This is a genomic window from Klebsiella sp. K47 (genome assembly GCF_051858335.1).
In the GTDB taxonomy this organism is placed as follows: Bacteria; Pseudomonadota; Gammaproteobacteria; order Enterobacterales; family Enterobacteriaceae; genus Klebsiella; species Klebsiella pneumoniae.
On record NZ_JBPYUI010000018.1, the window covers coordinates 38,394 to 55,422 of the forward strand.

The 17,029-nt window shown below is 57.1% G+C and carries 17 protein-coding genes; 9 read left to right on the forward strand and 8 right to left on the reverse strand.

The genetic code is table 11. The features are described from left to right. Position 1 precedes the first annotated feature (1 nt). Positions 2-811, forward strand: coding sequence for a putrescine export ABC transporter ATP-binding protein SapF (sapF, locus tag RRF55_RS17565; protein ID WP_004140269.1), 810 nt, complete (start codon positions 2-4; stop codon positions 809-811). A 44-nt stretch (positions 812-855) separates the two neighbouring features. Here sapF and RRF55_RS17570 read toward each other — a convergent pair whose 3' ends face one another. After that, a complete protein-coding gene (locus tag RRF55_RS17570; RefSeq protein ID WP_004151902.1) occupies positions 856-2,235 on the reverse strand; it encodes a purine-cytosine permease family protein in 1,380 nt (459 codons plus the stop codon). 247 nt (positions 2,236-2,482) lie between these two features. Here RRF55_RS17570 and RRF55_RS17575 point away from each other — a divergent pair, with 247 nt between their 5' ends. The 7 genes from RRF55_RS17575 (at position 2,483) to osmB (ending at position 9,032) form a co-directional block, all read left to right on the forward strand. After that, a complete protein-coding gene (locus RRF55_RS17575) occupies positions 2,483-3,028 on the forward strand; it encodes a HutD/Ves family protein (protein WP_439419151.1) in 546 nt (181 codons plus the stop codon). Positions 3,029-3,226: 198 nt separating this feature from the next. Then, positions 3,227-4,015 carry an enoyl-ACP reductase FabI gene (fabI, locus tag RRF55_RS17580; RefSeq protein WP_004140277.1) on the forward strand — a complete coding sequence of 263 codons (789 nt, stop codon included), beginning with the start codon at positions 3,227-3,229 and terminating at the stop codon, positions 4,013-4,015. Between the two features lie 190 nt (positions 4,016-4,205). Further along, positions 4,206-5,363: a CMD domain-containing protein gene (locus tag RRF55_RS17585; RefSeq protein ID WP_004151905.1), complete on the forward strand. Its 1,158-nt coding sequence runs from the start codon at positions 4,206-4,208 to the stop codon at positions 5,361-5,363. Between the two features lie 81 nt (positions 5,364-5,444). Continuing rightward, entirely contained in the window at positions 5,445-7,379 is a 1,935-nt protein-coding gene (locus RRF55_RS17590; protein WP_004176468.1) for an exoribonuclease II, read from the forward strand. 158 nt (positions 7,380-7,537) lie between these two features. Further along, positions 7,538-7,717 carry a YciZ family protein gene (locus tag RRF55_RS17595; protein WP_002901786.1) on the forward strand — a complete coding sequence of 60 codons (180 nt, stop codon included), beginning with the start codon at positions 7,538-7,540 and terminating at the stop codon, positions 7,715-7,717. Positions 7,718-7,788: 71 nt separating this feature from the next. Further along, positions 7,789-8,538: a DNA-binding transcriptional regulator YciT gene (gene yciT / locus RRF55_RS17600; protein ID WP_002901785.1), complete on the forward strand. Its 750-nt coding sequence runs from the start codon at positions 7,789-7,791 to the stop codon at positions 8,536-8,538. 275 nt (positions 8,539-8,813) lie between these two features. Further along, positions 8,814-9,032, forward strand: coding sequence for an osmotically-inducible lipoprotein OsmB (osmB, locus tag RRF55_RS17605; RefSeq protein ID WP_002901783.1), 219 nt, complete (start codon positions 8,814-8,816; stop codon positions 9,030-9,032). Positions 9,033-9,163: 131 nt separating this feature from the next. Here osmB and yciH read toward each other — a convergent pair whose 3' ends face one another. From yciH to pgpB, 5 genes are all read right to left on the reverse strand, one after another. Continuing rightward, the gene (gene yciH, locus RRF55_RS17610; RefSeq protein ID WP_004210732.1) at positions 9,164-9,490 is read right to left on the reverse strand and encodes a stress response translation initiation inhibitor YciH; all 327 of its coding nucleotides are present in this window, start codon (positions 9,488-9,490) and stop codon (positions 9,164-9,166) included. Continuing rightward, positions 9,490-10,227 carry an orotidine-5'-phosphate decarboxylase gene (gene pyrF / locus RRF55_RS17615; RefSeq protein ID WP_032438556.1) on the reverse strand — a complete coding sequence of 246 codons (738 nt, stop codon included), beginning with the start codon at positions 10,225-10,227 and terminating at the stop codon, positions 9,490-9,492. Before pyrF ends, yciH begins: the two co-directional genes overlap by 1 nt. A gap of 192 nt (positions 10,228-10,419) precedes the next feature. Beyond that, entirely contained in the window at positions 10,420-11,589 is a 1,170-nt protein-coding gene (gene lapB, locus RRF55_RS17620) for a lipopolysaccharide assembly protein LapB (protein WP_002901781.1), read from the reverse strand. Between the two features lie 6 nt (positions 11,590-11,595). Next, entirely contained in the window at positions 11,596-11,904 is a 309-nt protein-coding gene (locus RRF55_RS17625) for a LapA family protein (protein WP_002901780.1), read from the reverse strand. A 135-nt stretch (positions 11,905-12,039) separates the two neighbouring features. Then, positions 12,040-12,807 (reverse strand): phosphatidylglycerophosphatase B, encoded by a 768-nt coding sequence (gene pgpB / locus RRF55_RS17630; RefSeq protein WP_002901779.1) that lies wholly within the window; start codon positions 12,805-12,807, stop codon positions 12,040-12,042. A gap of 163 nt (positions 12,808-12,970) precedes the next feature. Here pgpB and ribA point away from each other — a divergent pair, with 163 nt between their 5' ends. Further along, complete coding sequence (ribA, locus tag RRF55_RS17635; RefSeq protein ID WP_002901778.1) at positions 12,971-13,573, forward strand: GTP cyclohydrolase II; 603 nt, start codon at positions 12,971-12,973, stop codon at positions 13,571-13,573. Between the two features lie 46 nt (positions 13,574-13,619). On the opposite strand, the gene acnA is transcribed toward ribA, so the two are convergent. Then, entirely contained in the window at positions 13,620-16,292 is a 2,673-nt protein-coding gene (gene acnA, locus RRF55_RS17640; RefSeq protein ID WP_130974908.1) for an aconitate hydratase AcnA, read from the reverse strand. Between the two features lie 388 nt (positions 16,293-16,680). Further along, a complete protein-coding gene (locus RRF55_RS17645) occupies positions 16,681-16,848 on the reverse strand; it encodes a YmiA family putative membrane protein (RefSeq protein WP_002901776.1) in 168 nt (55 codons plus the stop codon). Between the last annotated feature and the right edge of the window lie 181 nt (positions 16,849-17,029).

The following is a 17,029-nucleotide window of genomic DNA, read 5'->3' on the forward strand; positions in this document are numbered from 1 at the left end:
AATGGTCGAAACATTGCTGGAAGTTCGCCAACTCAGTAAGACCTTTCGCTACCGCACCGGCTGGTTTCACCGTCAGACGGTTGAGGCGGTTAAACCGCTGAGTTTTACCCTGCGCGAACGGCAGACGCTGGCGATTATCGGCGAGAACGGCTCCGGGAAATCGACCCTCGCGAAGATGCTGGCGGGCATGGTGGAACCCACCAGCGGCGAACTGCTGATTGACGATCATCCGCTGACTTTTGGGGATTACTCCTACCGCAGCCAGAAGATTCGCATGATCTTTCAGGATCCGTCGACCTCGCTGAACCCGCGCCAGCGCATCTCGCAGATCCTCGATTTTCCGCTGCGACTGAATACCGATCTCGACGCCGAAGCGCGGCAGAAGCAGATAATCGACACCCTGCGCATGGTCGGTCTGCTGCCGGACCACGTCAGCTACTACCCCCATATGCTGGCGCCCGGTCAGAAGCAGCGTCTCGGCCTCGCCAGGGCGCTGATCCTGCGCCCGAAGGTTATCGTCTGCGATGAGGCGCTGGCCTCGCTGGATATGTCGATGCGCTCCCAGCTTATCAACCTGATGCTGGAGCTGCAGGAGAAACAGGGCATCTCCTATATCTATGTCACTCAGCACCTGGGAATGATGAAACACATCAGCGATCAGGTGCTGGTGATGCATAACGGCGAAGTGGTCGAGCGCGGCAGCACTGCCGATGTGCTGGCCTCGCCGCTGCACGACCTGACCCGGCGCCTGATCGCCGGCCACTTCGGGGAAGCCCTCACCGCCGACGCCTGGCGCAAAGACGGGAAATAGCTGGCAGGCAACGGCAGGGGCGGCCCTCACGCCGCCCTTGTCATTCAGGTGGAAGGGAAAAGACTCTGCGCCGGCAGCGACCGGCGGTCAAAGCGGCGCAGCGCGTAGTAAAGAACCCCGGTGCCAAACCAGCCTATTATCCATGAGACATCGTTACCGGCGAAGATCCACGTGAGCGAACCATGGAACAACGGGTTCTCAATGAACGGCAACTGGATAAGCACACCGACGATATACAGGGTGATCGCGTACAGGTTCCAGAACCCGTAGCGTTGCTGCGGGTCGCTTAGCGCCGGAATATCGATGGCGCCCTTCGAGATAAGATAATAATCCGTCAGACAGATGGCGCTCCACGGCACGAAGAACGCCAGCAGAAACAGAAGAAAATGCGTGAAATGCTTTAAGAAAGCGGGTTCGCTAAGCAACGCGATAATGCAGGAAGCCGTCACCATCAGCACCACGAATGCAATGCGACACTTTTGCGACAGCACGGTTTGCCGGCGGAAGGCGGAAACAATGGTGGTCAGCGACATAAAGCTGCCGTACGCATTGAGGGTAGTGAAGGTAATTTTACCAAAACAGATGGCGAAATAGATAACCATGGCCATCGCCTGACTCTTACCTAATCCCACCAGATAGCTCACCTCGTGCCCAGGGAACGCGCTGCCGGCAATGGCCGCTGTCAGAACCCCGAGCGTCATCGACGTTTGGGTACCCAATACGGTGCCGAAAAACACTGAGCACCACGTTTTCGTGGCGGAAACATCGCGTGGCAGGTAGCGCGAATAGTCGGATACATAGGGGCAAAAAGCGATCTGCCACGATGAGGAGAGCGATACGGCTAATAAAAACGTCGGCAGCGAAAAATGGTTATTGTGCGCGAGCGCACTGAGATCGGCCGAAAGTAGCAGCGTGATGAACATATAAACGAAGGCGAGAATTCCGACGATACTCGCCAGTTTGCCCAGCTTGTGGATCACCTTATAACCGAGGACGGCGATAACGATAATAATCGCACTGAATATCAGCATCCCGGCTACATGGCTGATATTCAGTAGTTTAGCCATTGCCTGCCCGGCCAATACGGTGCCGCTGGCAGAAAAACCGATATACATGACGCAAACCAGCACCAGCGGCACCACCGCGCCAAAAACCCCAAACTGGGCGCGGCTAAGGATCATTTGCGGAAGTCCCAGTCGCGGTCCCTGCAGCGCATGCAGAGACATCACCGCCGCCCCCAGCATCTGACCGACCAGAAGCCCGACCAGAGACCACACTACATCGCCGCCCAGCACAACGGCTAAAGCGCCAGTGACAATCGCCGTAATTTGCAGATTGCCGCCAAACCAAAGGGTGAACTGGCTAAAAGGGTGTCCATGCCGTTCGCTTTCCGGGATGTAATCAATCGACCGCCTTTCACTCATTCCAGCATAATTGCTCTTTGACTGCCCGTCTGTAGACGAAAACGAAGACATAGATTCCTCACTCAAGTTATTAATATCACCTCACTCAATCGTTCTTGTATATACAAGCATTGACAACTCACCGCCTTGCATGCACTCTCATTTTGTGACGAATATGTAAAATATTTGTATTGCAGAAAGTTACTAAACTAGCTCAAGGCGGTGCTTATTGTTGACGCCGGAAGCGATTAACTAAGGTATGCTGCCCATGATGGTCCCTTTTCAACTTTCGACGCTCCCCGTCACGCCGTGGAAAAACGGCGGCGGAGAGACGCGCGAAATCATCTGCGTACCCGCTCCAGATGCCCCTTTTCTCTGGCGAGCGAGTATTGCCACCCTGCAGGCGGATGGCCCTTTCTCCCCCTTTCCTGGCGTCGACCGGGTCATTACTCTGCTGGCGGGGCAGCCGCTACGGCTGTGTGGCGAGAATATCGACCAACCGCTGGCGCTCTGGCAGCCGTGGGCTTTCCCCGGCGAATGGGCGCTGTCCAGCGTCGGGATCGTTGCGCCAGGGCTGGACTTCAATATCATGACTCAGCGCGGGCGCGCGTCGGCGACAGTTCAGGTCGTTAGCGACCTGCAATGCCCTGCCAGCGAGGGGGTCGCTTATGTTCTACAAGGCGGCGAGTGGGATCTGGCCGGGCGACGCTGCGCGGCCGGCAGCGGCCTCTGCTGGCGCGGTGGATCCCCGCGGAATCTGCGTCCCGTGGGCAGCAATGGACGCCTGCTGCTGGCGGAGATCGCGCTCAAATAATCGTCAGGAGAGATGATATACTGCAGCTATCGCGATGTACTTTTGCCCCGCGCGGCGCGGACCGGCTGAAAAATATCGTGACACAAGGGGTCGTCAGTGGGATATAATTCCCGGCTAAATTTGAGTTATTTTGAAATAACAATGTTAACGTTATGATTGTTAAAGTAAAAATAAGCAATAACGATAAGGATTAAAGCTATGGGTTTTCTTTCCGGTAAGCGCATTTTGATCACTGGCGTCGCCAGCAAACTGTCCATCGCCTACGGCATCGCGCAGGCAATGCACCGCGAAGGCGCGGAACTGGCATTCACCTATCAGAATGAGAAACTGAAAGGTCGCGTAGAAGAGTTTGCTGCCGCGCTGGGTTCTGACATTGTGCTGCCGTGCGACGTTGCTGAAGATGAGAGCATCACCGCGCTGTTCACCGAGCTGGAAAAAGTCTGGCCAAAATTCGATGGTTTCGTCCACTCAATCGGTTTTGCCCCGGCTGACCAGTTAGACGGCGACTACGTTGACGTTGTCACTCGCGACGGCTTTAAAATCGCGCACGACATCAGCGCTTACAGCTTCGTGGCAATGGCCAAAGCCTGCCGCGGCATGCTGAACCCGGGTTCGGCTCTGCTGACGCTCTCCTACCTGGGCGCAGAGCGCGCGATCCCGAACTATAACGTGATGGGTCTGGCCAAAGCCTCTCTGGAAGCTAACGTCCGCTATATGGCTAACGCCATGGGTCCGGAAGGCGTTCGCGTCAATGCCATCTCTGCCGGTCCTATCCGTACGCTGGCCGCGTCCGGTATTAAAGATTTCCGTAAAATGCTGGCGCACTGCGAAGCGGTCACCCCGATCCGTCGCACCGTCACCATTGAAGATGTGGGTAACAGCGCAGCCTTCCTGTGCTCCAACCTGTCTGCGGGGATCTCCGGTGAAGTCGTTCACGTTGACGGCGGGTTCAATATCGCCGCCATGAACGAGCTGGAACTGAAATAAGTTCCTTCCCCTCCTCGCCCCGGTGAGGAGGGTTCTTCCATCCCCCACGCCTTACGCCCCACCTGTTATTCCAATCGGCTATTTGTTAGCACGTATCAATATTTTCTCCTGCTTCCGGGTTACGCCAGGATAGTTCTGCATAAACGATCCGCGGAACGGCGGTTCGCCACATACCGAACAAGGAAAGCCCATGGAGCCACGCCGCGTGAATGGCAAAAATCACTGGTATCACGAAACCCAGTCAACAATCTGCCCGGTGGATGTCCTGCCGCTCGTCCCTGAAGCCGCCCATGTTGAAGACCGCTTTTTGCTGGACCTGACGCTGCCGGCCGCCTGGCTACGTGCCCACGCTGACTGGCTACACCCCGCACGCCAGCTGGCCGAACTGCTGTTTCCCGACCAGGTGGCGGTGAGTCGCCTGCAGACCTTTACCGCTTACGATCGACTCAGCACCGCGCTCACCGTCGCCCAGGTCTACGGCGTCCAGCGGCTGTGTAACCACTACGCCGCCCGCCTTGCTCCCCTGCCAGGCCCCGATTCCTCGCGCGAGAGCAACCGTCGTCTGGCGCAAATCACGCAATATGCTCGTCAGCTTGCCGGTTCGCCCTCGGTTATTAACGCTCTCTCCCGTAGCCAGCTGGACGAAGTGGGCTTAACCAGTCGGGACATTATTCTGTTCAACCAGATTATCGGATTCGTCGGCTTCCAGGCGCGGGCGATTGCCGTCCTGCAGGCGGCCCAGGGCTTTCCGGTGCGCTGGATCCCCGGTATGCCCCAGCAAGAGGAGGCACCCGCGGAGCTGTTCGCCCCGCCGCCGGGAGCATGGCAGGCAGACATTGCGGATCCCGACCTGCAGTATGCCGATGATGAGCGTCAGCGGCGCATCGCCGGCTGGCAGTCGCTGCCCGGTCTGGGCGAGCTGGCGCCGCTGCTGGCCTGCGACCCACAGTTATTCGCGCCTCTGGAGACCTTGATCCGCCAGCTCAGCACGGATGATACCTTTGGCCCGCAGGTCGCCTTACTCACGGCGCGCACCAATGGCAGCCCCACCTGCTTTGACGCCTGGCTCCCCCACTGGCAGGGTGAAGAGGAGTTCGCCAGCCATCTGCGGGAGGGCGACCAGGCCCTCCATCACTGGCTCCAGCAGCATCCTCAGGCCCGGTCTCTCGTGACCGCGGTGCAGCTGTTAACCCGCTCGCCTGACCGGTTTAGCGCCGCCCAGTTAACGCCCCTCGCGGAATATCGACTCTCTGAGCAACAAGCAATCGATCTGTTGATCTGGAGCGGGCTGTGCGGATGGATGAATCGTCTGAAAATCGCCCTCGGCAATGTGCGTCAGCAGACGTAAATTGCTGAAACAGCGCTTGCTGCGGCAGGCATATTCGCGTAAAAATGTCAGCCGCTCTTTTAGCCACGAAAATACCTAATTATGTTTCAGGATAACCCGCTGCTAGCGCAGCTTAAACAGCAACTGCATTCCCAGACGCCGCGCGCGGAAGGGGTCGTTAAGGGCACGGAAAAGGGCTTTGGCTTCCTCGAAGTGGACGCTCAGAAGAGCTACTTCATTCCGCCGCCGCAGATGAAAAAAGTGATGCATGGCGACCGTATCGTCGCGGTGATCCATTCTGAAAAAGAACGCGAAAGCGCCGAGCCGGAATCGCTGGTTGAGCCCTTCCTGACTCGTTTTGTCGGTAAAGTCCAGAAGAAAGACGATCGCCTCGCTATCGTTCCTGACCATCCGCTGCTGAAAGACGCCATTCCCTGCCGCGCCGCCCGCGGCGTTGAACACGATTTTAAACAGGGTGACTGGGCCGTCGCCGAGATGCGCCGTCATCCATTAAAAGGCGACCGCGGGTTTTACGCGGAGTTGACCCAGTTCATCACTTTTAGCGACGATCACTTCGTCCCATGGTGGGTAACCCTGGCGCGCCATAATCTTGAGAAAGAGGCACCGGACGGCGTCGCCACCGAGATGCTCGACGAGGGGCTGACGCGCCGCGACCTAACCGCCCTCGACTTCGTCACCATTGACAGCGCCAGCACCGAAGATATGGACGATGCGTTGTATGCCGAATCCACTGCTGATGGCAAACTGCTGCTGACGGTCGCCATTGCCGACCCGACCGCCTGGATTGCCGAAGGCAGCAAGCTGGATAACGCCGCAAAAGTGCGCGCCTTTACCAACTATCTGCCGGGCTTCAACATTCCAATGCTGCCGCGCGAGCTGTCGGACGACCTCTGCTCCCTGCGCGCTAACGAAGTGCGCCCGGTGCTGGCCTGCCGGATGACCCTGGCGGCCGATGGCACCATCGAAGACAATATCGAGTTCTTTGCCGCCACCATCGAATCGAAAGCCAAGCTGGCCTATGACGACGTCTCTGACTGGCTGGAAGGCCGCGGCAGCTGGCAGCCGGACAGCGAGGCGATCGCGCAGCAAATTACGCTGCTGAAGGACGTGTGCCAGCGTCGTAGCGAATGGCGTCAGACCCATGCGCTGGTGTTCAAAGACCGTCCGGACTACCGTTTCGTTCTCGGCGAAAAAGGCGAAGTGCTGGATATCGTCGCGGAACCGCGTCGCATTGCCAACCGCATTGTCGAAGAGTCGATGATCGCCGCCAACATCTGTGCCGCCCGCATTCTGCGCGACAAGCTCGGCTTCGGCGTTTATAACGTTCATACCGGTTTCGATCCGGCGAACACCGAGCAGTTGGCCGCCCTGCTGAAAACCCATGATGTGCACGTCGACCCGACGGAAGTGCTCACCCTGGAAGGGTTCTGCAAGCTGCGCCGGGAACTGGACGCTCAGCCGACCGGTTTCCTCGACAGCCGCATTCGCCGCTTCCAGTCGTTTGCGGAAATCAGCACCGAGCCGGGCCCACACTTTGGTCTTGGGCTTGAAGCCTATGCCACCTGGACCTCGCCGATCCGTAAGTATGGCGACATGATCAACCACCGTCTGCTGAAAGCCATCATTAAAGGCGAGACCATTGCGCGTCCCCAGGATGAAGCCACCGTGCAGATGGCGGAGCGCCGTCGTCTCAACCGGATGGCCGAGCGCGACGTCGCCGACTGGCTGTACGCCCGTTTCCTCAACGATAAAGCCGGGACCGATACCCGCTTCGCGGCGGAGATCATCGACGTCAGCCGCGGCGGGATGCGCGTGCGTCTGGTGGACAATGGCGCGGTCGCCTTTATTCCGGCCCCGTTCCTCCACGCCGTGCGCGACGAACTGGTGTGCAGCCAGGAGAACGGTACCGTGCAGATCAAAGGTGAAGTAGTCTATAAAGTGACTGACGTTATCGATGTCACTATCGCTGAAGTTCGCATGGAAACCCGCAGCATTATTGCGCGTCCGGCGGTCTGACGCCCCTTCACAGCGGTTCCTGCGGGAACCGCTGCTTCTTTCCTCTCTATCCAGCCATTTCCGTCGCACCGATTAAGGTTGTGCGTTTTTTTCGCTTCTCTTTTTCATTCATTTTTAGCATCATTGATTTCATTCGTTTTTGTTACCAGGATAATGCCATGTCAGATGTGAATGCCCACCTGCTCGCTCAACGTATCGATACCGTGCTGGATATTCTGGTTGCCGGTGATTACCATTCTGCGATCCATAATCTGGAGATCCTCAAAGCGGAGCTGCTGGCGCTGGCGGCGGACGATGCTGAACAACAAAACCAACCCAAGGCGCCCTGGGAAATCTGAATATCAGCCATGCCGCAGCCGGCCATATGGACCGGTTGCTCGCCATATAGCCCCCTAACAGTGATGTTGCTATGAACGCCCGACAACAAAGTATTTTGCAAGTGGTCATCGATAAAGGCCGCATGAGCGTCGCCGATCTGGCGAAGATGACCGGTGTCTCTGAGGTTACTATTCGTCAGGATTTGAATTTGCTGGAAAAGCAGAGCTATTTGCGCCGTACTCATGGCTATGCCGTACCGCTGGACAGCGAAGATGTCGAAACCCGCATGATGACCCATTTCGCCATTAAGCGTGAGCTGGCCAGCCGGGCTGCGGCGCTAGTGAATACCGGTGAAACGGTATTTATCGAAAACGGCAGCAGCAATGCCCTGCTGGCGCGTACGCTGGCCGAGCGCGGCGATATCACCATCATTACCGTCAGCAGCTATATCGCCCATCTGCTGAAAGAGACCCCAGGAGAGGTGATCCTGCTGGGCGGAATTTATCAGAAACGCAGTGAGAGTATGGTCGGTCCGCTAACCCGTCAGTTCATCCAGCAGGTGCATTTCAGCAAAGCCTTCATCGGGATCGACGGTTGGCAGGCGGAAACCGGCTTTACCGGCCGCGATATGATGCGTGCGGACGTGGTGAACGCCGTGCTGGAGAAGCATTGTGAGGCAATTATTCTTAGCGACAGTTCAAAATTCAGCGCGGTACATCCCTATCCGCTCGGTCCCGCCGGCCGCTTTAATCGCGTTATTACCGACGATCGCTTACCGGACGCCTGTCGCGAACAATTGCTCCGCAGCGGCCTGACCGTCGATATCGTGCCCTACATCTGATCCTCCGCCGCCCCATCTCCTGCCAAAGCGCCGGAAGGGGCGCTTTATCGCTCTGAGAGTATTCCGAGCCGCTAATTAAGACTTTTTACCTGACGATAAATTTTAAAAAAAGTAAAATTATTATTAGCGATATAACAGGAAGTGACTATCACCTGCGTGATTTTCGTGACACCTGCGCATCTTAACTTCATGGAATTGCCCTAAAGCTGCTTTATCAGGCTATGCTTAGAGGAGCGCTGTAATCCATGAATAGATTATTCAGGAGAAAAAAAATGATGACTTCAACGAGCAAAAAAATGGCTGCTGTCGTTCTGGCTGTCACTGTAGCAATGTCTCTGAGCGCTTGCTCTAACATGTCTAAACGCGATCGTAACACGGCTATCGGTGCTGGCGCCGGCGCTATCGGTGGTGCGGTGTTAACTGACGGTAGCGCGCTCGGTACCCTGGGTGGCGCAGCAGTCGGTGGTATTATTGGTCACCAGGTCGGAAAATAATTTAATTATCTGACGAAATAAAAGAATAATTCACACGAATTGACTTACGCACGTTAAATCATTCAAGGCCGCGGCATTTACCGCGGCCTTGTTATTTCAACCAGACCATTGGAGCAGAGGGAAAATAGCGATCAGCCACCGGCTAACTTGACCTTCATCCCTTTCGCCTCAAGCAGCGACTTGAGTAAATCCCGCTTATCGCCCTGGATCTCGATCACGCCATCTTTCACCGCGCCGCCGCAGCCGCATTTCTTTTTCAACTCTGCCGCCAGAGCGGTTAGCGCAGCATCGTCGGTATCAATCCCGCTAATCAGACAGACGCCTTTGCCCTTGCGGCCGCTGGTCTGGCGCTGGATCCGCACAATGCCGTCGCCTTTCGGGCGCACCGGCGCCGGTTTCGCCTCGTCGATACGCCCGGTTTCGGTGGAGTAGACCAGACGGCTGTTGGAATCGCTCATTATGCCCCCTTGCGCAGAGAATCGTTGATCGCCCGCAGCGTCGCGGCTGGATCCGCCGACTGAGTAACCGGGCGACCAATCACCATATAGTCTACCCCAGCTTCCTGAGCCTGCTCAGGAGTCATAATTCGCCGCTGATCGCCAGCGTCGCTGCCCTGCGGACGAATCCCCGGGGTCACCAGCTTAAACGCCTGCCCCAGCTCATGCTTAAAGCGCACCGCCTCCTGGGCTGAACACACCACCCCATCAAGGCCGCAGCGTTGGGTCAGTGCCGCCAGCTTCGCCGCGTAGTCAGCCGGAGATAAGGTAATGCCCAGATCCTGTAGATCGCTGGACTCCATGCTGGTGAGCACCGTGACAGCGATCAGCAGCGGCGCATCTTTGCCAAACGGCAGCAGCGCTTCGCGCGCGGCGGTCATCATTCGCGCGCCGCCGGAAGCATGGACATTCACCATCCATACGCCCAGCTCAGCCGCTGCGGCCACCGCGCGGGCGGTGGTGTTGGGAATATCGTGAAACTTAAGGTCCAGGAACACCTCAAACCCACGCTGATGCAGATCGCTAACAAACTGCGGGCCCAGCAGGGTGAACATCTCTTTGCCCACCTTCAGGCGGCAGTCGCGCGGGTCGATGCGGTCGACAAATGCCAGCGCTTTATCGCGATTATCATAGTCGAGCGCAACCACAACGGGAGAGGATGTGACAGCGCGGGAAGATGGGATAGCTGTAGACGTCATGACCAGACCTTAGTGTTGATGGGCGCCGGGGTGGCGCAAAAAAGGTAAACGGGCAGCATTCTACCTGTGAAGCGAACAAAATAACAGACTGCCGTACCTGCCCTGACCAGACGATGGCGCTGCCGAGGCCGCGCCTGGAGAGGAGTGAAGCGATAAGTATGTTGTAACTAACGGAGGGCTTTTTTTTTGGCTTTACTGGCCGTCGAGACCGCGAATGGGTTTAATGGTCGCCCACGAGCGGCAGGACGGACAATGCCAGTAGAGTGTATGAGCGGTAAATCCGCATTTCTGGCAGCGATAGCGTGGTTTGCTGCGCACCTGCTCACCAACCATGTTTCGCAGCACTCCAAGGCTTTCTTTCGCCCGCCCTTCTTCCGCTTCGTTGAGATGGTAGTCCATCAGCTTATGGAAGACGCGCATGGTCGGGTGGCGTTCCAGCTGCCGGGTGACGTAGTTTTGCGCCGCTTCGACGCCTTCCCGTTGCTCGAGGATCTGCGCCAGCATCAGTTCGGCGGTCGCCCCGGCGTTCTCCTCCACGCAGCGGCGCAGAAAAACTTCCCATTCATCGGTTTTGCCGAGCTGCTGGTAGCAGGTCTGCAGCATCTCCAGCGTTTCACCCACCAGCTCTTTATCCTGATCGATAACCCGCTCGAGGCTCTCCACCGCTTTGGCGTAGTCGCCCTTTTCCATCCACACCCGGCCCATCATGATCGATACCCGGGCGCTGGTGCGGTCCGCGGCGGCGCCTTTTCTCAACAACGCCATCGCTTTATCCAGATCGTTGGCTGCCATCTGCTGCAGGGCCAGTTCGCACCAGAAGTTGGCGATTTCGCCACGATGTTTCTCTTTCCCCAGCTTCACCAGCCGTTCAGCCACTTCAATAGCCGACTGCCAGTCGCTGGTCGCCTGGTAAATCTGCAGCAGTTGCTGCAGCGCGCCGAGGCGGAAATCGGTCTCATCCACCAGCTGTTTGAACATGTCTTCCGCGCGGTCATACAGTCCGGCGGCCATATAATCCCGTCCCAGCTGCTGCACCGCTAACAGGCGCTGATCGTAGGTTAACGACGCGCTTTCCATCAGGCTCTGGTGAATTCGGATCGCGCGGTCGACTTCGCCGCGCGAACGGAACAAATTACCGAGCGTCAGGTGCGCCTCAACGGTACCGGTATCCTCTTTCAGCATATCAAGGAACAGGTCGACGGCTTTATCCTGCTGGTTGCTGAGCAGGAAGTTAACCCCCGCCACGTAATCTCGCGACAGGCGGCTCGCATCGTCCTGTTTGGACTGTTGTGCACTTCTGCGTCCCATGTACCAGCCGTAAGCGGCGGCAACGGGTAAAAGCAGAAACAACAACTCCAGCATAAGAGGTTATTCCTTCACCGCAGGCACGCCTGCGTCGACAGCCGCCGGGCTGACGGGGGCAATCTGATGCTCAAGACGCTTAATTTTCCGCTCCGCGCGCGCCAGTGAGACACGCACCCGCAGCCAGAACAGGCCGCAGATCAGCCAGCCAATGGCAAAGCCCGCGGCAAACAGCACCGCCAGCAGCGTCGATATGCGGAATTCACCCTGAGCGAGTAAATAGTTGAAAGTGACCTGTTGGTCATTCTGCGCCCCCAGCGTCACTGAAATGACGAAGATTGCTAACACCAGTAAGAAAATGAGTAAATATTTCACATGACTTCCCGTTATGTGGGTTGCGCGAAAAAAGCCCGCTTTCAGCCCTATAAAGTATCATTTTCGCCGCAGCGGTGGAATGAAAAAGCATGGCAACTCTTCAGGATATGCGGTCGGATGCCGCTAAAATCAACATTATTCCGCTTCAGGCATCCGTTTTTTAATATCCTGCGCCTCTTCTCCGGGCGGCGAGAGCGGCCCACAAAGGCGCTGCGTCAGCCAGCAGGCCACCGTGACCAGCAGCCAGGAGATCAGCGTGGCGACGATGAGATCCAGCGGCCAGTGCATGCCCAGCGCCAGGCGACTGCCCATCACCGCCGTCGCCCACACCAGCAGCACCGCGATTGTGCCCCAGCGGCGACGCGGCCACAGCAGCCCCGCAGCGAGTAACGCCCAGCTGGCGGCAAACATGGTGTGACCTGACGGGAAAGCAAACCCCGTCTCCTTCTGCCAGTGTTTGCGTAAAAATGACGGAATGTCCTGCGCCTGCGCCAGCTGTTCATGCACCAGTTTAGCGCGTTCTTTACGCTTTAACGCGTAGAATTGCGTCACCGGCACCTGCCTTGTGTTTTCCAGCCAGATGACGAACGGTCTCGGCTCCTGGACCCGCGCCTTGACCCAGGATTTCGCCCCCTGTCCCGCCAGGATAGCGGCGGCAAGGATAAGGAACAGGATCAACGCCGCGCGCAGGCGAAAGCGCAGACACCAGAGGAACCAGCCGCAAAGCACGACATGAGTGATAATTCCCCACGGCTGGGTCACCGTTTCCGTCACCCACCACAGGCTTTTCAACATGGCAACCGGCAGTCCAGGCTGCCACAGCCACCCGGAAAGCCAGACCGTGAGGGGCATAACCAGCAGCAGCGCCGCCGCGAGAGCAGTTCGTCGGGCTATCAACAGCATTTTCTCTCCTTCTCCTTGTAGATGAACATCATAGCGGAAAGTAGATCGTTTGTGCGCTTTCCACACGGCTAACCGTTCGCGATTAGGAGAACGTCCAGGCGTTGTGGCAAAATAGCGGGAAACAGAAAGCACAGTCAGGTGCTGACAGAATCTGGAGAATCACATGCAGCTTAAACGTGTGGCAGAAGCCAAACTGCCAACCCCCTGGGGCGATTTCCTGATGGTGGGTTTTGAAGAACTGGCAACCGGACAGGATCATGTCGCGCTGGTGTATGGCGATATATCAGGGCAGTCGCCGGTCCTCGCCCGCGTACATTCAGAGTGTTTGACGGGCGATGCCCTGTTTAGCCTGCGCTGTGATTGCGGCTTTCAGCTGGAAGCGGCTCTGTCGCATATCGCTGAAGAAGGTCGGGGGATCCTGCTCTATCACCGCCAGGAAGGACGCAACATTGGTTTATTGAATAAGATCCGCGCCTACGCGCTGCAGGATCAGGGCTACGACACTGTCGAAGCGAACCATCAGCTTGGCTTCGCCGCCGATGAGCGCGATTTCACCTTGTGCGCCGACATGTTCAAATTGCTCAACGTTGAGCAGGTGCGGTTATTAACCAATAACCCGAAAAAAGTGGAAATTCTTACCGAAGCCGGGATCAACATTGTGGAGCGGGTGCCGCTGATCGTCGGGCGTAACCCGAAAAACGCTCACTATCTGGACACCAAAGCCGCCAAGATGGGCCATCTGCTGAACAGCAAGCCGACGGAATAAACCGGTGGAATAACCGAAAAAGGGCCAGCAATGCTGGCCCTTTGTTTCACAGCATATTACGAATAACGTAGTGCAGGATGCCGTCGTTGCGGTAGTAGGTGAGTTCGGTCGCCGTGTCGATACGGCACCGACAAGGGATCGCTTCCTGCGAGCCGTCAGCGCGAGTCAGGGTCACCGGCACCGTAGCGCCAGGCTGAAGCGACTGCAGATTACTGATATCAATCCGCTCTTCCCCTGTCAACCGTAGCGTTTTGCGGGTGACGCCCTGCGGGAACTCCAGCGGCAAAATGCCCATTCCGATCAGGTTGGAACGATGGATACGCTCGAAGGACTCGGCGATCACTACCCGAATCCCCAGCAGGCGCGGCCCCTTCGCCGCCCAGTCACGGCTGGAACCTGAGCCATACTCCTTACCGGCAATCACCGCCAGCGGTGTACCCTCAGCCTTGTACAGCATCGCCGCATCGTAAATCGCCATCGGTTCAGGATCCGGCAGATGGCGGGTCATACCCCCTTCCACCCCTGGGACCATTTCGTTACGGATGCGGATATTGGCGAAGGTGCCACGCATCATCACCTCATGGTTACCGCGACGGGAACCATAGGAGTTAAAGTCGCGCCGGGCAACCCCATGCTCCTGCAGATAGCGGCCTGCCGGACTATCGGCTTTGATGCTCCCCGCCGGCGAAATGTGGTCCGTGGTGACTGAGTCGCCCAGCATGGCGAGGATCCGCGCGCTGCGAATATCCTCTACCGGCAGCGGCTCGGCGCCCATCTCGTCAAAGAACGGCGACAAGCGAATATAGGTCGAGTCCTCCTGCCAGTCGTAGGTATCTGACGCCTCCACCTTGATCGCCTTCCACTCCTCAGTGCCGGAAAACACTTCCGCGTACTCTTTGCGGAACATCTCGGTGGAGACCTGTTCCACCGCGCGGGCAATCTCCTCCCCGCTCGGCCAGATATCTTTCAGATAGACCGGCTCGCCATTCTTGCCCTGTCCCAACGGCTCGCGGGTGAGGTCGATATTCATGTTCCCCGCCAGCGCATAGGCGACCACCAACGGCGGCGAGGCCAGCCAGTTGGTTTTCACCAGCGGATGAATACGTCCTTCGAAGTTACGGTTACCGGAGAGCACTGCCCCGACGGTCAGATCTCCTTTTTTGATCGCTTCTTCGATAGGTTCAGGCAATGGACCGGAGTTACCGATACAGGTGGTGCAACCATATCCCACCAGATTGAAGCCGAGCTGGTCGAGGTAAGGCGTCAGGCCGGCATGGGCCAGATAATCCGACACCACTTTCGAGCCTGGGGCCAGGGAAGCTTTCACCCACGGCTGCGGCTGCAGGCCGCGTTCGACGGCTTTTTTCGCCAGCAGGCCGGCGGCCATCAACACGCTGGGGTTAGAGGTATTGGTGCAGGAGGTAATCGCTGCAATAGCCACCGCGCCATCCGGTAGCGAATAGTGATGCCCGTTCAGCGTATAGTCAACCGGCTGACGCTGACGCTGAAGGTGGTTAACCTCCAGCTCGCCGCTGGCGGCGAAGGCTTTCGGAACATCGCCCAGCGCCACGCGATCCTGCGGTCGCTTCGGCCCGGCGAGGCTCGCTTCGACGCTGCTCATATCCAGCGCCAGGGTACTGGTAAAGACCGGCTCATCGCCAGGCTGGCGCCACATGCCCTGGGCTTTAGCGTAGGCTTCCACCAGCGCGACCTGTTCTTCGCTACGGCCGCTGAGACGCATATAGCTGAGCGTTACGTCATCGATAGGGAAAAAGCCACAGGTGGCGCCATACTCCGGCGCCATATTGGCGATGGTCGCCCTGTCGGCAAGGGGTAAGGTATCCAGGCCGTCACCATAGAATTCAACAAACTTGCCGACGACGCCATGCTGACGCAGCATTTGGGTAACCGTCAGTACCAGGTCAGTGGCGGTGATGCCTTCGCGCAGTTTGCCGCTGAGCTTAAAGCCCACAACATCGGGGATCAGCATTGACACCGGCTGGCCCAGCATAGCGGCTTCCGCTTCAATCCCGCCCACGCCCCAGCCCAGCACGCCAAGACCATTAATCATGGTGGTATGGGAGTCGGTGCCCACCAGCGTATCCGGCCACGCCATCCACTGGCCGTTCACCTCCTCGCTCCAGACCGCCCGGCCAAGGTATTCCAGGTTCACCTGGTGGCAAATACCGGTGCCCGGCGGCACCACGCTGAAGCGGCTGAAGGCCTGCTGCCCCCAGCGCAGAAAAGCGTAGCGTTCGTGGTTCCGCTCCATTTCCAGGCGGACGTTGTCTTCGAAGGCCTCGTCGTCGCCGAAGCGGTCAACGGTCACCGAGTGGTCGATCACCAGGTCAACCGGCGATAGCGGATTAACCTTCGCCGTATCGCCGCCAAGGCGTTTCACCGCCTCGCGCATGGCGGCCAGATCCACTACCGCCGGCACGCCGGTAAAGTCCTGCATCAGGACGCGTGCCGGACGGTAGGCGATTTCCCGGTCGGCATGGGCCTGTTGCAGCCAGCCGGCCAGGGCGCGAATATCTTCTTCAGTTACCGAGTCACCGTCCTGCCAGCGCAGCAGGTTCTCCATCAGCACCTTCAGCGACTTGGGCAGTCGACTGATCTCGCCCAGCTGCTTCTCCGCCAACGGCAGACTGTAGTAATGCCAGGTTTTATCGTTGACCTGCAGCGTGTCCTTACTGGCTTCTCGTAGGGTTGACGACATAGCTCCTCCTTTATCTCAGGGATGGCATACCCTGATTCTCCTCAGGGTCTCCATTAAAGATAACACATACTGAGCATAACACTTTGATAACAACCCAAATTGCTAAATACGACGAGACAGAGAGAGAGGAAACGGGAATTATCCGAGAGCAGGCGAAATAGCACCAAAATAGTGCAAAGAGGGCGTATGCCGATATTGTATTAGTACACGAGGACAAAAAAAGAGCTAATCGGCCAGCGGGCAGTGATTAGCTCTGGTGAGTGATTTCAGGTTGGATGAATCCAGCGGCAAAATATATTCTCCCTGTATTGCCGGTCACTGATTTTATATTACAGTTTCCTTTCACTGTCATAAAAATGACATGTATCTACAACGATGACCTACAGCTTTAGCTGACAATCCAGATGTTGCAGATGGTGAGCGCGATGATGCTCCAGAACATCGCCAACCCTACCAACACTACGCCCCATACGCGACTACGCAGAACGGGATCGATTTCGGTTTTGTCATTCTCGTATGACATCGCCAGTTTCATGTAATCGATATTACTTATCATATTGTCACCACCAATTGCTCAAATCATCAGGTACAGATAAATCTTAATTATGGATAAAAGATTAATCCAGTGAATTTAGGCCTGATGGAATATATTTAACCGGTTATTTGATCGCGGCGGGCATAATGAAAAACGTGTTGCCAAAAATTATTAATTTTGTGATTGGTTCGAGGTTTAAGTT

Bases quoted from the DNA above. Each gene is read 5' to 3' on its own strand.
- pyrF (WP_032438556.1), bottom strand. From the start codon at position 10,227: ATGACGTCTACAGCTATCCCATCTTCCCGCGCTGTCACATCCTCTCCC.
- ribA (WP_002901778.1), top strand. From the start codon at position 12,971: ATGCAGCTTAAACGTGTGGCAGAAGCCAAACTGCCAACCCCCTGGGGC.
- RRF55_RS17575 (WP_439419151.1), top strand. From the start codon at position 2,483: ATGATGGTCCCTTTTCAACTTTCGACGCTCCCCGTCACGCCGTGGAAA.
- RRF55_RS17595 (WP_002901786.1), top strand. From the start codon at position 7,538: ATGTCAGATGTGAATGCCCACCTGCTCGCTCAACGTATCGATACCGTG.
- yciH (WP_004210732.1), bottom strand. From the start codon at position 9,490: ATGAGCGATTCCAACAGCCGTCTGGTCTACTCCACCGAAACCGGGCGT.
- pgpB (WP_002901779.1), bottom strand. From the start codon at position 12,807: ATGCTGTTGATAGCCCGACGAACTGCTCTCGCGGCGGCGCTGCTGCTG.
- RRF55_RS17585 (WP_004151905.1), top strand. From the start codon at position 4,206: ATGGAGCCACGCCGCGTGAATGGCAAAAATCACTGGTATCACGAAACC.
- acnA (WP_130974908.1), bottom strand. From the start codon at position 16,292: ATGTCGTCAACCCTACGAGAAGCCAGTAAGGACACGCTGCAGGTCAAC.
- osmB (WP_002901783.1), top strand. From the start codon at position 8,814: ATGACTTCAACGAGCAAAAAAATGGCTGCTGTCGTTCTGGCTGTCACT.
- RRF55_RS17645 (WP_002901776.1), bottom strand. From the start codon at position 16,848: ATGATAAGTAATATCGATTACATGAAACTGGCGATGTCATACGAGAAT.
- lapB (WP_002901781.1), bottom strand. From the start codon at position 11,589: ATGCTGGAGTTGTTGTTTCTGCTTTTACCCGTTGCCGCCGCTTACGGC.
- yciT (WP_002901785.1), top strand. From the start codon at position 7,789: ATGAACGCCCGACAACAAAGTATTTTGCAAGTGGTCATCGATAAAGGC.
- fabI (WP_004140277.1), top strand. From the start codon at position 3,227: ATGGGTTTTCTTTCCGGTAAGCGCATTTTGATCACTGGCGTCGCCAGC.
- sapF (WP_004140269.1), top strand. From the start codon at position 2: ATGGTCGAAACATTGCTGGAAGTTCGCCAACTCAGTAAGACCTTTCGC.
- RRF55_RS17590 (WP_004176468.1), top strand. From the start codon at position 5,445: ATGTTTCAGGATAACCCGCTGCTAGCGCAGCTTAAACAGCAACTGCAT.
- RRF55_RS17570 (WP_004151902.1), bottom strand. From the start codon at position 2,235: ATGAGTGAAAGGCGGTCGATTGATTACATCCCGGAAAGCGAACGGCAT.